The organism is Kitasatospora paranensis, assembly GCF_039544005.1.
Lineage (GTDB): Bacteria > Actinomycetota > Actinomycetes > Streptomycetales > Streptomycetaceae > Kitasatospora > Kitasatospora paranensis.
The window spans coordinates 2,116,129-2,129,460 of sequence record NZ_BAABKV010000001.1 but is presented as its reverse complement, the minus strand read 5'-3'; the positions used below and the strand labels follow the sequence as shown (position 1 = coordinate 2,129,460).

Here is a 13,332-nt window from a genome sequence, read left to right as displayed (position 1 = left end):
ACCCCGAGGGCGGTGCCGCCGCAGTTCGCCCGGCCCGGCCCCGCGGCACCGCCCGCGCGCAACGCGGCGCCCGGCACCCCGGCACAGCCCGCCCCCGTCCACGGCACGCCGCCCCCGCCCCCGCCGCAGCCGGCGGCGGGGGCCCCGCAACCGTCGCGTCCGCAGACTCCCCGCGCACGCCGAGCCGTTCGGGCCCTGCGTCACTGGCGGCTGCTGTCGGCCGCGGTGGTGCCCTGCCTCGTGCTGGCCGGCGTCGGATGGTGGGTCTGGCCGCGTCAGCCGGCAGCCATTGCGCCGCGCATCGTCGCGGGAACCGTCCAGGCGGACATCCTCCCGCCCGAGGCTGTCAGCCGACTGGCCGGGGCGACGCTCGTCCCCGGCCCCCGGTCGGACCGGCCGCACGCCGCGATCGAGGTGTCCCCGGCGGACTGCGCCGTGGCCGTGGGACCGGCCACCCAGTCGGTCTACGGCCGCGCGTGGACGGCGTTCCTGTCGGCGACCTACCAGGACGCCGGGAGCAGCGGCGCCTACACCGTGAACCAGGTCGTCGGGGTGTTCCCGGACGGGGCGAAGGCCGGCGCGGCCCTCCGGACGCTCACCGCCGGTCTCGGCCGCTGTCCGTCCTCGACGCGCACCGACCAGGCCGGCCGGACCACAACCTGGGCCTACGCGGCCTACCCGGCCACCCCCGTCGCCGTCGTCTGGACCGCGACCCAGAACACCGTTGCGGGATGGGCCTGTTACCACCAGGCACGGGTGAAGGGCGCGGCGCTGATCGAGGTCGCCGTCTGCGAGGCGGGCGACGGTCGGCCGACCGCCTCGAAGCTCGCCGACGCGCTCGCCGGGCAGGTGAGCGCATGACCGGGCGGAAGCGGCGGAGGGCCGCTCGCCCGGGGCGGGGCGCGCTGCGGATCGCCTGCGTGCTCCTGGCGGCGGCCCTGGCGCCGGTCGCGGGTCCGGCGGCGCGAGCGCGTGCGGACACCGGGGTCGCGGCCGTCGCGGCCCGGCCCGGCACGGTCACCGCACTGTCACCCCCTGCGGACATCGAGGCGGCCTCCGCGGCCTTGGTCCGGGAGGTCGAGGACTACAACCGGCGCGAGGCGGAGACGGCCCGGCAGGCCGCGAAGCTGGTCGCGGAAGCGGAGCAGATCACCAAGGAGTCCGCGGCCTGGAACAAGGAAGCCGACACGTACAACGGCAAGGACTCCGCGGTGGGCAAGGAGATCGACGCCTTCAACGCCCGTTCGAGGGATCTGGATGCGAGGATCGCCGCCCACAACGGCAGACAGAGCACCTTCGAACTGCCCAGGGAGGCCGCCGCGTCCGCCGCGTACCGCGCCGAGGCGGACGCGCTCAACGCCGAGAAGGCGGCGCTCGAAGCCGAGCAGAGCACCATCCGGGGCGAGCAGTCCCAGCTCGACGAGGAGGAGGCCCGGCTCGGCGCCGGGAAGGAGCGGCTCACCTCCGCCATGACGGCGCACAACGCGCAGGTGAGCGCCCTGCAGCGGGATGAGCAGCAACTGGAGTCCCGGGGGAGGGACTTGCTCCAGCAGATGGCCACGGCCGTGCAGAGCCTCGCGGACAATCCGCCGGACGCGGCGGCGGCCATGGACCAGGGCGGTGACGCGGCCGGCCCGCCGCAGCAGTCCGACCGGTCGGCGGGCCAGGGGGCCGACGACCCCGCCGAGGGCGGCGACAGCGCGTCGAGGCTGCCGCAGCAGGCCGCACTGCGGGCCTATGCGGAGCGCACCGGCGCCACGGTCGACATGCGGCCGGGGACGGCGTTCCTCTCGCCCGGCGCCATCGCCGCGCTCCCCGCCTCCCAGGCGGCGCCGCTCACCAGCCCGGCCGTCAGCTACGACGGGCTGGTCCGCAACGGGAACGGGACGTACACGGCACTGGAGGTGCAGACCCCGGGGGCCGCGAGTCCGGCCCGTGCGGCCCTGACGGCCGCCACCGGGCGGGGAGGACGACCACGGTCACGATCCGCGGCAAGAAGTACGTCATCGCCCATGTCACTCCCGTCCCGGCGGTCGCCGTCCCCGCACCGGCGGCCGGTGCCACGCCGTCCCCGACCTCCGGCGGCAAGGCCGACTGCGTGGCCCATCCCCGCGGGGTCGTCAGCGGCGGCGGATGGATCCTCAACACGTCCGAGAACGTGGACCACGTCAACAAGGAGATATCCCCCCGGGGAGGGCCCGGCACCCGGGCCGGCGAGGCCCAGGCCTGCCTGGCCGCCCCCTCGGCACGGACGGGACCGAGGCCGGGGGCGACATCACCGGCTGGCAGGACGCGACCGCGAAGGCGCCCGCGGGATCCCTCGCCCGGTGCCACCTGATCGCCCGGCAACTCGGCGGGAAGGGCGACAGGCAGTCCTGGTCGAACCTCTTCCCGTGCCGGCAGCTCGGGGCGAACATCACCAGCTACGGCATGCGGCCCTACGAGACACTGGTGGCGAAGGCGGTGCAGCGGGTCGGCGCCTATGCGGCCCTGCCCGCGGGCGCGGCGGTGAAGTACGTGGTGAACCCCTCTACAAGGACGACACCAGCACCATTCCGTGGGCCGTCTCGATGACGGCCATGATCCAGCTGCCCGACGGAGCGACCTGGCCGCTCTTCTTCGCGGACACCGTCGAGAACGTGCCGGAAGGCGGCGGAGCCAACCTTGGGAACTGAGAACCGCAACGGCGCGCGGGGCGGTGCGTCCCGCACCACCCCGCCGCGGCCGGCCGACATCGCGGCGGTCTTCCCCGGCTGGCGCCGCTGGCCCGCGCGGCGACCCGGCTGCACCCGCGGCCCGGGTCGCCGTCCCGGCAGGACAGCTCCGTCGGGGGCCACTGCTCTGGCCGGCCGACGAGCCGTGGCCGCACTGCGACTGCCCGCATCGGGTATCGCCCCTGCTGCCGCCGACTTCGCCGGGGAGGTGCGGCTGCAGCGGGAGGTCCGAGCCGGCGCCCGGGGCCGGCCGCCGGGCGACACGGGGTGGCCTCTGCGGATGGTGCCCGCGACGGCCGGGGCCGGGGCCGGCCGTCCTCCGGCCGGACCGGTCGCCATGCTGGCCCTCGCCCAGCTGTACGTGCGCGACGTGCCCGCCCTCCGGCCGCCCGGCCGGGCGGACCTGCTCCAGGTGCTGTGGTGCCCGTTCGACCACCGACCGACGGGCCTTCCGAGGACGGCGCTGTTCTGGCGGTCCGTCACCGCTGTCGCCGAGATCCTCACCGCGCCCCCGGAGCCGGCCGCCGTCCAGTACGACGACTACGTGCCCGAGCCGTGCCTGCTCGCCCCGGAGCAGGTCACCGAGTACCCCGTGGCGGCGGAACTCGAGCCGGACCTGCGCGCGGAGGTCCGCGCGTGGAGCGCCCGGCAGGCCGTCGCCGCGGCGCCGGGCAGCACCGGTGCCGGGGGAGGTGACGACGCCTACTACGACCGCGAGCTGGCCGTCTCCCCCGGCTGGAAGGTCGGTGGCCTGCCCTCCTGGAGCGCCACCGACCCGCGGCCGCTCCACTGCTGCGCGTGCGGCAGCCGGATGCAGCCGATGCTGACCGTCGCCTCCTACGAGTGGCAGCCGAACGGCCCCGGCTGGATCCCGTACGAGGACCGGGCCGCCGCCGCGGCGCCCACCGGCTACCCCGCTCCCGCGACCCCCACCATGATCGGCCTCGCCGGCGGCTGCAACCAGCAGATCTACGCCTGCCCCGCGTCGCCGGACCATCCGCACGCCGAGCTCCTGCAGTAGCGGCGTCCGGCCGGGATACCGCCCGGGGCACGGATCGTGACCGTGAGGGTCCGCCGGTTCACCGGCGGACCCTCACGGCTCGTCGGGGTCAGAGCCCGGCTTCGAGGACCTCCTGGAGGCGCTTGGTGCGCTCCTCGACGTGGTGGGTGTTGGTGTCCGACTTGTGGTCGAACGTCAGCACGCCGTCGGTGAAGGAGATCCCGGTCGGGCTGAAGTACTCACCCGTGTTCCTGACGACGACCTTCGAGACCCCCTCGCGGAGCGCGTCCTTGCCCATGTCATCGGCGCCGACCGCGCTCAACGCGTCCACCAGCGGCTGGAAGTACACCTGGGGGAAGTACTCGGCGTAGCTGTCGGCGTAGTCGGGGACGGCCAGCTCCTGCCACTCCACCTCGATCGGCACGTCGAACCCTGCCGCCGCGTCGATCCGGGACTTCCAGCCCGGGTAGTCGTCGTTCTTGAACCGCTCGACGCTGCGGCGTTCCGCCAGGCCCATACGAAGCCTCCAAATTGTCCGTTGTGGTTCTGCTGCTCGAAGCAGAGCGCTGATGTCCTCGACGCGCCCGCCCGGCAGCGTGCGGGGCGAGCAGGGCCATGGGCCGGGTCGAGTTCTTCGCTCGCGGTGATCCTTTCCGGTCGGAGGGAGGGCCGGCATCCGTAGGATCACGGAAATCCCCTACGCAGCACCCGGCTCGGTGGCGTCACCGCTCAGGCGGCGTCCAGGAGGCCGAGGGCACTGGTCAGCCCGGACCGTGACGTGACGTGGAGCTTGCGGAAGATGCGGGTCAGATGGCCTTCGACGGTCTTGACGGAGATGAAGAGCTCGGTGGCGATGGCACGGTTGCTCCGGCCGCGGCCGACGAGCTCGGCGATGCGGCGTTCCTGTTCCGACAACGCGGGGTGGGCGGGGGCACGCAGGCCGGGGCGGGGGCGGTGACCGCCGATCCGCCGCTGGGCATGGACGGCGAGGACACCGAGATGGGCTGCTCCGCAGGCGTCGGCGAGCTGCTTCGCCCGACCGACGGCGAGCGCGGCCTCGTCGAGCCGGTGGCCGTCGGCGAGGCTGCGGCCGAGCAGCAGGCGGGCCCGGGCCTCGGCGGGGAGAGGCCGGCGGCGGCGAACAGGTCGGCTGCGGAGCGGCAGAGTTCGGCTGCGGCGTCGGGGTCGTCCGTCCGCACGCAGGCCTGGGCGAGTGCGGCGTAGCCGCGCTGGCCCGGCAGTTCCACGGCCTCGGCCGCCTCGGTGGCGGCCGCGGCCCAGTGCCGGGCCGCGGCACGGTCGCCCCGGGTCGCCTCGGCCCGGGCGGCAGTACTGCACCACGCGGCCCGCAGGGCGGGCAGGGGCACCGGACGGCCCGGTTCGGCCACGGCGCGGACGAGGTCCAGGCAGTCGTCGGGGTGGCCCTGCGCCAGGCGCAGCTCGGCCAGCAGGCCGGCGGACGCCTCCCAGAGCCGGCCGCGACGGCCGACGGTACGAAGGGCCTGCTCGACGGTTCCGGCCGCCGAGGCGGGTCCGGTCCGCAGGGCGGCCGCCGCGGCCCGCAGGGTCAGTGCGAAGACGACGAGGTTCGGCAGGGCGAGCCGGCGTGCCGTCTCCTCGGCGGTGCCGGCCGAGGCCGCGCCGCCCTCCAGCTCACCGGTCGCCTGCCGCGCGTACGACTGGCACAGCAGCAGATGGGGCAGCAGATGGGTCTGTTCGGTCCGCCGGGCGACCTCGACGGCGCGGGTGGTGTGGCGCACGGCATCGTGGTGGCGCTCGGACAGCGCTTCGGCCCAGCCCAGCTGGGCGGCCCCGTCGAGGCAGGCCGCCAGCTCCCGGTCCGTCATGGCGCCGAAGGAGGCGGCCGCTTCGGCCGCGAGCGTCCGGGCCGGCTCCTGGCGTCCGGTGTACGCGGTGCCCAGGGCGCGGCAGGCGGCGACCGCGCTGCGTGTCCTGCGATCGGACGTGCTCGGCCCGAGTGCGTCCAGCAGGCCCTCGGCCTCGTCGAATCTGCCCTGCGCCGTGCGCACGATGGCGAGTTGCAGCCGGAGCGGGTCGGCTCGGGAGTCGGACTGCGGCCAGCAGGCCAGTTCACGTTCCAGCACGCGGCCGTTCGACCCCGGGGTGAGGGTGCGTTCGACCGCCGAACCGGCCGCCACCAGCGGCACCCGCAGCTCGGGCCGGTCGGGTGGCACCAGGTCGAGGGCCTGACCCAGGCTGTCGCGGCACCCCGTCAGGTCACCGGTCATCGCGACGGCTTCGGCCAGCCCCAGCAGCAGGCCGACCCTGAGCGGGAGCACCGGCCCGGAGCAGTCCGTGGCGGACAGCCGCAGCGCGGCGCGCAGCCACCTGGCGGTGGTGCCGGGGGAGCGGTGGCGGGCGGCCGCGGCCGCCTCGACCAGGACCGCGACGGCCGCGCCGTCCCCGGGGCGAGCCGAGTGCGCGAGGTGGGGAGCGCGTTCCAGCGGGCCGGCCCCGCTGTCGCGCAGGGCCAGGTCGGCGCGGCGGTGCGCGGCCAGGGCCCAGCCCGGTGGGGTGTCCCTGGACACCGCCTCGCGCAGCACGGCGTGGCGTGACCGCAGCAGCCGGTGCCCGTCCGACGGCGGCCCGGTCGGGTCGGCGGCTCGGACCAGGTCGAGGGCCGACAGTCCGTCGAGGGCGTCCAGGGCCCGCTGGTCGGGGAGGTCGGCCACCGCCGCGAGGAGCTGCGGGTCGAAGGGGTCGCCGAGCACGGCGGCGGCGCGCAGCACCGCGAGTTCGTCGCCGGAAAGCACCGCGGTCTCCCGGATCAGGGCGGTCCGGACGGTCGCCGGCAGGCCGGCGGCGGCGTTCTGGTCCAGTTCGCCCAGCAGGTTCAGGTAGAGCGGGTTGCCCTCGCCGGCCGTGCAGAGCCGGTCCCGGTCGTCGGAGGTGTACTCGGGGCCGAGCACGGTCTCGCAGGCGGCCCAGTCCAGCGGCGCGAGCGGGAGGCGGAGGACCCGGTAGTGCGCGGCCGGGTGCTGGAGTGCGGCCAGGAGCCGTGCCGGGGACTGCCGCGGCCGGTGGGCGCAGGCGAGGAGCAGCGGGGTGCCGGGCGCGGTGCGCAGCAGGTCGTGCAGCGGGTCGAGCACGGATGCGTCGGCCCGGTGCAGGTCGTCCAGGCAGAGCAGGACCGCGCGGCCGCGGCCGGCCGCTGCAAGGGGCCGGGCGGGGTCCGGGTGCGGCCGGTGACGCCCGGGGTCCTCCGGCGCCGGGGTCCGGAGCAGGTCCAGCACGAGCGGGTCCCGCCGTTCGAAGGCTCCGGAGCAGTCGGCGGGGACGGTCAGCCCCTCGGCCCGGGCGAGCCTTTCGAGTTCGGCGAGCAGCGTGGACTTGCCCAGGCCGGGATCGCCGCTGATCTCGACGACGGTGGACGCCCCGTCGGCGCAGGCGGTGACGGCTGATCGCAGGACCGACATCTCGTGCTTCCGGCCGGTCGGCGGCGGGTGCTGTTCCCTCATGGGCATCCCCTCTGACGTGCTGAGGCCTCGTGGGTCCGATCGTCGGCCACGGCCCGCCGCGGCAGCTTCCGTGGAACTACGCGAGCCCCTTACGCAACTGCCGGGACCGAGGGTGGAACGAGGGTCGCACCCTCATGCTCGTCCCCCCGGTCCGCTGCCAGATTGGCCGTCAAGGTCGCTGCCGAGCGGCAGGTCGTCGGATGGGGTAGTCACGTGCATGACTTTCGCTTGCAGTGGGTGGTGGAGTCGGTGCTCGCCGAGCACGGGCTGGAGGGCTGGGCGTTCGCCGAGGACGAGGTCTGGTGCCGGGTGACACCGGCCGGCGAAGGGGGCGTCGACCGGATCCAGGGGTGGAAGCTGCACGTCTCCGCGACGCGGCTGTCCGCGCCGGAGGTGCTGCACCGGGTCGCCGACGTGCTGGTCCCGCGCGGTGTCCCGTTCAAGTTCTCCCGGAGCATCCGGATGGTCGAGGAGATGACCGGCGAGCGCTACGACCGGGCCCAGTGCGGCAAGGTCATCGCCGTCTACCCGTCCGACGAGGACGAGTTCCGCGAACTCGCCACCGCGCTCGACAAGGCCACGGCGGGGCTGCCCGGGCCGGCCATCCTGTCCGACCGGCCGGTGCGGCCCGGCAGCCTGGTGCAGTACCGGTTCGGGGCGTTCCGGGGCGTTCCGGTCCTCACCGACGACGGGGTGTTCGAGATCCGGGTCGCCGGTCCGGACGGAATCCCGGTCGAGGACGTGCGCAAGCCGTGGTTCTGCCCGCCGTCCTGGGCGGAACTGCCGTACCCCGCCCCGTCGAAGAAGGCCCAGGCGGGCGCGCTGCTCGCCGACCGGTTCGAGGTGCGCCAGGCGATCCGCCACTCCGCCCGCGGCGGCGTGTACCGGGCGCTGGACCACCGGACCGGCGAAGAGGTCGTCGTCAAGCAGGCCCGGGCCTTCGTGGGCGGGCGGCTGAACGGCGAGGACTGTCGCGGCGGCCTGCGCAACGAGTGGCAGGCCCTGAAGACGCTGGCCGGCATCGGGCCCGAGCCGGTGGACCTCTTCGACCTCGACGGCCACACCTTCCTGGTGGAGTCCCTGATCCCCGGGGACACCCTGGCCCAGTGGCTCGACCAGCAGGTCGCGGAGGGCGAGGGACAGGGCGGCCTGGCGCCGGCCCGACTGCTGGACATGGCACGGAAGCTGACCGAGCTGCTGGCCGAGGTCCACGCGCGGGGCCTGGTCTTCCAGGACTTCACCCCGCTCAACATCATGGTGACCCCGGACGGCGGGCTGAAGCTGATCGACCCGGAGATGGCGCGGGTGCCCGGTGAATGGGGGGTCCGGGGCCACACGGTCGGCTTCGCCGCCCTGGAGGTCGTGCGCAACCCCGGCGAGGGCTGGGTGCCGCAGCAGACGGCCGACCTGTTCTCGCTGGGCGCGGTGCTGCAGTTCCTCGCGGTGGGGACGGCGCCGGTGTTCGGGCAGGACGACCCCCGGCCGCTCTCCGTGCACGACCGCCTCGACGCTGTGCTCCGGGCGGCCGGCGTGCGCAGCGCCGCGGCACGGATGATCGCGCCGGCGGTGCGCGGCCTGACGGCCGACGACCCCGCGCAGCGCTGGTCGTTCGACCGGCTCCGGGAGTTCCTCGCCACCTGCACGGTGCCGGACGCCGTGGTCGTGGCCGACGGGGTGCTGCCGCTGCGGACCGGCTGTCCGACACCGACCGGCAGCGCTTCACCGACGACGGTCTCGCCCACCTCCTGGCGACCATGGCCGCCCCCGGCGACGACGACCGGCGGCTGTGGCCGAGCACCGACTTCGGCGAGGGCACCGACGCCTGCAACGTCCAGCACGGCTCGGCCGGCGTCCTGGGCCTGCTCACCCTGGCCGACCGTCACCTGCGGCGGGAGGACCTGCGCGCGGCCGTCGCCCGGGCGGCGGACTGGACCGCTCGGCGCCGCGACAAAACTCCCCGGCTGATGCCCGGCCTGTACTTCGGGCGCTCCGGCACCGCCTGGGCGCTCCACGACGCGGCCCGCCACCTCGGTGACGAGGAGTTGGCGCAGCAGGCGGTCGAGCTGGGCCTGTCCGTCCCGGTGGAGTGGCCCAACCCGGACGTCTGCCACGGCGTCGCCGGCTCCGTGCTGGCCCAGCTCCACCTGTGGCGCGGCACCGGTCGCGGCGAGTTCCTGGAGCGGGCGACCAGGGGCGGCGACGCCCTGCTGGCGGCTGCCGAGCCCGGCGACGGCCGACTCTACTGGCCCGTCCCCAAGAGCATGGACTCCCTGCTGGCGGGCATCAACCACCTCGGCTTCGCCCACGGCGTCGCCGGAGTCGGGTACACCCTGCTGGCGACCGCGCAGGCCACCGGCGACCAGCGGTACCTGGAGGCCGCCGTGGCCGCCGGGAACACCCTGGCCTTCGAGGCCGAGCGCGGCCCGTCGGGGGCGTACTGGCGCAACGACCGCAGCGACGAGCCCGGCACGGGCATGCGCTTCCACTGGTGCAGTGGTTCCTCCGGGGTCGGCACCTTCCTGCTGCGACTGTGGCAGGCCACCGGCGACGCCGAGTACCTGCGCCTGACGGAGCAGGCCGCGCAGGCCGTCCACCGGGCCCGGTGGTTCTCGGGAACGGCGGCCTGCCACGGTCTGGCCGGCAACGGCGAGTTCCTGCTCGATCTCGCGGACGCCGTCGGCGGCCCGTACCGGGGTGGGCCGAGGAGCTGGCCGCCTCGATGGTGCTGCGCCACGGTGTCCACGGCGAGCGGCTGGTGATCCCCGACGAGTCCTCGCAGGGCGTGGCAGCCGACTACAACGTCGGCCTGAGCGGCGCGGTGGGCTTCCTGCTGCGCCTGGCGCACGGCGGGGGCCGGCCCTGGATGGTCGACGGGACGGCGGAGCAGGCGGCCGACGGCGCCCGGCGCTCGATGCAGCTGGTGACGCGGTGACGACCCCCTGGCAGGGGTACATCGACGACACCACCGTGACGTCGAGGATCAGCTTCCGGTTCTCCGCCGCCGGCACCCGGGCCGCCTGCCTGGCCGCCACCGAGTCCGGCCGGCACCGGGCCGAGAGCTGGAGCCTGCGGCAGGACGGGCCGGTCCTGGACTTCTCCGCCGAGCTGACCTGCGACCCCGCCTACACCATGGTCCTCCCGCTGGACGGCGGACGGCTGTTGGTCTCCCGGCACGGCTCCGAGGACACCCAGTCCCTGGATCTGCTCCACGACGACGGGCGGCTCACCGCCCTGGGCAGCACGCGGCACGCACCGCTCGCCCTGCTGGCCCTACCGGTGGAGGCCCCCGGCCTGGCCCTGGCCTGGTCGGGTCGCGGAGCCGATCCGGGTGCGGCGGACGAGGGGACGACGGTGTACCGGGTGACCACCGGAACCCCGTGGCTCCAGGAGCTGGTCCGCCTGCCGGGGCCGGTCCAGGACGTGACGATCTGCGGCTCGCGGATCCTGTTCGCCGTGGAGGCGGCGTCCGGCCGGGTGCGCCTGCTGGTCGATCCCCGCGACGGGACCGCCGTCCCGGTGACGTTCCTAGACGACACCTCCCGGGTGCTGGCCGGCACCGAGCAGCACCTGCTGGTCGCCCTGCGGGGTCCGCAGGGACCGGCGCTCGCCCGGGCGGACCTCACCGACGGGAGCATCCGCGCGCTCGAGCCGGACACTCCCCCGCGGGGGTCGTCCACCCGCTGGCGCTGGATCCGACCGGGACGTATGCGGCCGTCCTGGAGACCGCCGGCGCACGTTCGGAGCTCAGCTGCTGGAACACCGAGACCGGGGCGGTGCGGCGGATCGTGGTGCCGGAGGGCGAGATCCTCCCGCTCGCGGCCTGGACCCCCGCCGGGCTCTGGCTGCCGCACTCCGACCCCCGACGGCCCCGGACCATGGCCTGGCTGCCACCGGGCTCGCCGGACCTGCGGGTACCCACCGCACCGGTGGGGCCCTGGCGGCCCGGCCGGGTGGAGTCCTTCCCGGGGGCGCAGGGGCCGGTCGAGGCCGTGGTCTACGGGCCGGACTGGCGCACCAGCCCCCTGGTCGTGGTCACCCTGCACGGCGGCCCGACCAGCCGTTGGACGCTCGGCTTCAACCCGCTGTTCCAGCTCCTCGCGGCGGCCGGCATCGCGGTCGTGGCACCCAACCAGCGCGGCAGTACCGGCTACGGGGCCGAGCACACGCTCGCCCTGGTCGGAGCCTGGGGCGTGCCCGACCTCGCCGACGTGTCGGCCGTCGGGGCGTTCGTCCGGGCCTGCCGCGCGCCGGGACTGGAGCGCCCCGCCGTGCTCGGCGTCAGCTACGGCGGCTACCTGGCACTGCTGGCCGCCGCCACCCGACCGGACCTGTGGTCCGCCTGCGTGGCCGTCGCCCCGTTCCTGTCCGGACCAAGGCTGCACGCCGAGGGCTTCGTGACGGTGCGCGGCATGGTGGAGCGCCTCGACGGGCTCACCGAGGCGACCGACGCCCTCGGGCCGCGCGACGTGACCCGGTTCGCGGCTGACCTGCGGGCCCGGCTGCTGCTGGTCCACGGGGCCCGCGACGAGTCCACGCCGGTGGCCCACTCCCGGGAGCTGGTGTGCCAGTTGGCCGGCCTCGGCCGCCGTGAGGGCACGGACTTCCGCTATCTCGAACCCCCTGACCGCGGCCATGCCGTTCTCGGTGCGTCCGTCCGGGACCCGGTCGCCGCCCTGGTGGCCCGGTTCCTCGCCGACGGCGAGCCGGCCGCCCGACCCGCCCGCGTACCCGCCCACGAAAGGAGGTGATGACCCATGGACTTCGACATCGAGGCCCTGCAGGAGCTCGTCGCGCAGGAGGAGCAGGCGGTCGGCGCTTGCGACTGGACCTGCAACAAGACCTGTCGCCTGACGATCTGCCCGGCGACCTGCGCGGCCACCGATGGCTGACGGCCCCCTCGGGCCGAGTCCACCGGAAGGAGGTGATCATTCATGGACTTCGACATCGAGGCCCTGCAGGAGCTCGTCGTGCAGGAGGAGCAGGCCGTCGGCGCCTGCAGCCCGAGCTGCATCAGAACCTGCGGCCTGACCCTGTGCCCGCAGACCGCCGCGACGATCGGCAACTGACGGTTCGTCCGGCCCGACTGCCAGCCCCTTGAGAGGAGGTGATCATTCATGGACTTCGACCTCGAGGCCCTCCAGCTGCTCGTCCCGCAGGAGGCGCAGGCCGCCGCCGGCTGCGTGCGGACCTGCTCCCCGACGATATGCCCGCGCACCTGCACGACCACCGGCGAGTGACAGTCGCTGTCACCCGTACCGACTCGATCCACAATCCGGAAGGACATGCCATGGAGTTCGACATCGAGGCTCTGCAGGAGCTCGTCGCGCAGGAGGAGCAGGCGGTCGGAGCGTGCGCCGTGAGCTGTGGCAGGAGCTGCCGCCTGACGGTGTGCCCGGCCACCTGCCAGATCACCAACGACTGACAGCCCTTCGGCCCGCGTACCAGCCCCTCGAGAGGAGGTGATCATTCATGGACTTCGACCTCGACGCCCTCCAGCTGCTCGTCCCGCAGGAGGCGCAGACCACCGCTGCCTGCAACAAGAGCTGCCAGCCGACGGTGTGCACGTTCACCTGCCGTGTCACCGATGCGTGACAGCCGCTGTCACCCGCACGACACGATCCGCATCCCGAAAGGACGTCGTATGGAAATCGACCTGGACGCCCTGCAGGAGCTCCCCGCGCAGGAGGAGCAGGCCAACTACTGCAGGTTCTCCTGCAACATCTCGATGAAGTGTCCGTCCTCCTGCTTCCAGAGCGGCGGCCAGTAGGGCCTTGCCGGTACTCGGCAGGACCCACCCACACCAGAAGGGACACCGCATGGAACTCGATGCGCTGGACGCTCTGCAGGAGCTTCCCGCCGAACAGGAGCAGGCCGGCTGGTGCAGGGCGACCTGTTCCGGCACCTGCCCCGCGACCTGCCCGGTCACCGGTGTCTGACGACCCGTCCGACACCTCGACCACCCCTGCCGACCTGCGAACCGAACCGAGGAGGTGACCACTCATGGAACTCGACCTGGACGCACTGCAGGAACTGCCCGCCGACGAGGAGTTGGCCGGCGCTTGCGGGTACAGCTGCTCCGTCAGCTGCCCGTCCACCTGCCACTCGACGGGCGTCTGACGCCCCGCCCCGAGACGCACCG

16 protein-coding genes and 1 pseudogene are annotated in these 13,332 nt (G+C 74.6%); 14 read left to right on the top strand and 3 right to left on the bottom strand.

Annotated elements, in window-relative coordinates; all coding sequences use genetic code 11:
* The first annotated feature begins 240 nt into the window (after window positions 1-240).
* The 3 genes from ABEB13_RS10635 (at window position 241) to ABEB13_RS10625 (ending at window position 3,735) form a co-directional block, all read left to right on the top strand.
* Complete coding sequence (locus ABEB13_RS10635) at window positions 241-861, top strand: sensor domain-containing protein (protein ID WP_345705294.1); 621 nt, start codon at window positions 241-243, stop codon at window positions 859-861.
* A complete protein-coding gene (locus ABEB13_RS10630; RefSeq protein WP_345705293.1) occupies window positions 858-2,675 on the top strand; it encodes a hypothetical protein in 1,818 nt (605 codons plus the stop codon). Before ABEB13_RS10635 ends, ABEB13_RS10630 begins: the two co-directional genes overlap by 4 nt.
* 319 nt (window positions 2,676-2,994) lie before the next feature.
* Complete coding sequence (locus ABEB13_RS10625) at window positions 2,995-3,735, top strand: non-ribosomal peptide synthetase (protein ID WP_345705292.1); 741 nt, start codon at window positions 2,995-2,997, stop codon at window positions 3,733-3,735.
* 88 nt (window positions 3,736-3,823) lie between these two features.
* Here ABEB13_RS10625 and ABEB13_RS10620 read toward each other — a convergent pair whose 3' ends face one another.
* From ABEB13_RS10620 to ABEB13_RS10610, 3 genes and pseudogenes are all read right to left on the bottom strand, one after another.
* Window positions 3,824-4,231 (bottom strand): hypothetical protein, encoded by a 408-nt coding sequence (locus ABEB13_RS10620; RefSeq protein ID WP_345705291.1) that lies wholly within the window; start codon window positions 4,229-4,231, stop codon window positions 3,824-3,826.
* 212 nt (window positions 4,232-4,443) lie between these two features.
* Window positions 4,444-5,052, bottom strand: a complete 609-nt coding sequence (locus ABEB13_RS10615; RefSeq protein ID WP_345709624.1) for a helix-turn-helix transcriptional regulator — start codon at window positions 5,050-5,052, stop codon at window positions 4,444-4,446.
* A gap of 1,730 nt (window positions 5,053-6,782) precedes the next feature.
* A pseudogene (locus tag ABEB13_RS10610) lies at window positions 6,783-7,193 on the bottom strand (ATP-binding protein); the annotation flags it as partial.
* Window positions 7,194-7,406: 213 nt separating this feature from the next.
* Here ABEB13_RS10610 and ABEB13_RS10605 point away from each other — a divergent pair.
* From ABEB13_RS10605 to ABEB13_RS10555, 11 genes are all read left to right on the top strand, one after another.
* Window positions 7,407-9,158 (top strand): class III lanthionine synthetase LanKC N-terminal domain-containing protein, encoded by a 1,752-nt coding sequence (locus ABEB13_RS10605; RefSeq protein ID WP_345705290.1) that lies wholly within the window; start codon window positions 7,407-7,409, stop codon window positions 9,156-9,158.
* Window positions 9,047-9,952: a lanthionine synthetase LanC family protein gene (locus ABEB13_RS10600; RefSeq protein ID WP_345709623.1), complete on the top strand. Its 906-nt coding sequence runs from the start codon at window positions 9,047-9,049 to the stop codon at window positions 9,950-9,952. Before ABEB13_RS10605 ends, ABEB13_RS10600 begins: the two co-directional genes overlap by 112 nt.
* The gene (locus ABEB13_RS10595; RefSeq protein WP_345705289.1) at window positions 9,913-10,125 is read left to right on the top strand and encodes a hypothetical protein; all 213 of its coding nucleotides are present in this window, start codon (window positions 9,913-9,915) and stop codon (window positions 10,123-10,125) included. The genes ABEB13_RS10600 and ABEB13_RS10595 overlap by 40 nt, the downstream gene beginning before the upstream one ends.
* Before the next feature lie 841 nt (window positions 10,126-10,966).
* On the top strand, window positions 10,967-11,941 hold the full coding sequence (locus ABEB13_RS10590; protein ID WP_345705288.1) for an alpha/beta hydrolase family protein: 975 nt from the start codon (window positions 10,967-10,969) through the stop codon (window positions 11,939-11,941).
* 6 nt (window positions 11,942-11,947) lie between these two features.
* Complete coding sequence (locus tag ABEB13_RS10585; RefSeq protein ID WP_345705287.1) at window positions 11,948-12,082, top strand: ALQxL family class IV lanthipeptide; 135 nt, start codon at window positions 11,948-11,950, stop codon at window positions 12,080-12,082.
* 42 nt (window positions 12,083-12,124) lie between these two features.
* Window positions 12,125-12,259, top strand: a complete 135-nt coding sequence (locus ABEB13_RS10580; RefSeq protein WP_345705286.1) for an ALQxL family class IV lanthipeptide — start codon at window positions 12,125-12,127, stop codon at window positions 12,257-12,259.
* A gap of 48 nt (window positions 12,260-12,307) precedes the next feature.
* Window positions 12,308-12,430, top strand: a complete 123-nt coding sequence (locus tag ABEB13_RS10575; RefSeq protein ID WP_345705285.1) for an ALQxL family class IV lanthipeptide — start codon at window positions 12,308-12,310, stop codon at window positions 12,428-12,430.
* 50 nt (window positions 12,431-12,480) lie between these two features.
* A complete protein-coding gene (locus ABEB13_RS10570; protein WP_345705284.1) occupies window positions 12,481-12,615 on the top strand; it encodes an ALQxL family class IV lanthipeptide in 135 nt (44 codons plus the stop codon).
* A 47-nt stretch (window positions 12,616-12,662) separates the two neighbouring features.
* Entirely contained in the window at window positions 12,663-12,785 is a 123-nt protein-coding gene (locus ABEB13_RS10565) for an ALQxL family class IV lanthipeptide (RefSeq protein ID WP_345705283.1), read from the top strand.
* Between the two features lie 49 nt (window positions 12,786-12,834).
* Window positions 12,835-12,960, top strand: coding sequence for an ALQxL family class IV lanthipeptide (locus ABEB13_RS10560; protein WP_345705282.1), 126 nt, complete (start codon window positions 12,835-12,837; stop codon window positions 12,958-12,960).
* Between the two features lie 233 nt (window positions 12,961-13,193).
* Complete coding sequence (locus ABEB13_RS10555) at window positions 13,194-13,310, top strand: ALQxL family class IV lanthipeptide (protein WP_345705281.1); 117 nt, start codon at window positions 13,194-13,196, stop codon at window positions 13,308-13,310.
* Window positions 13,311-13,332 lie beyond the last annotated feature (22 nt).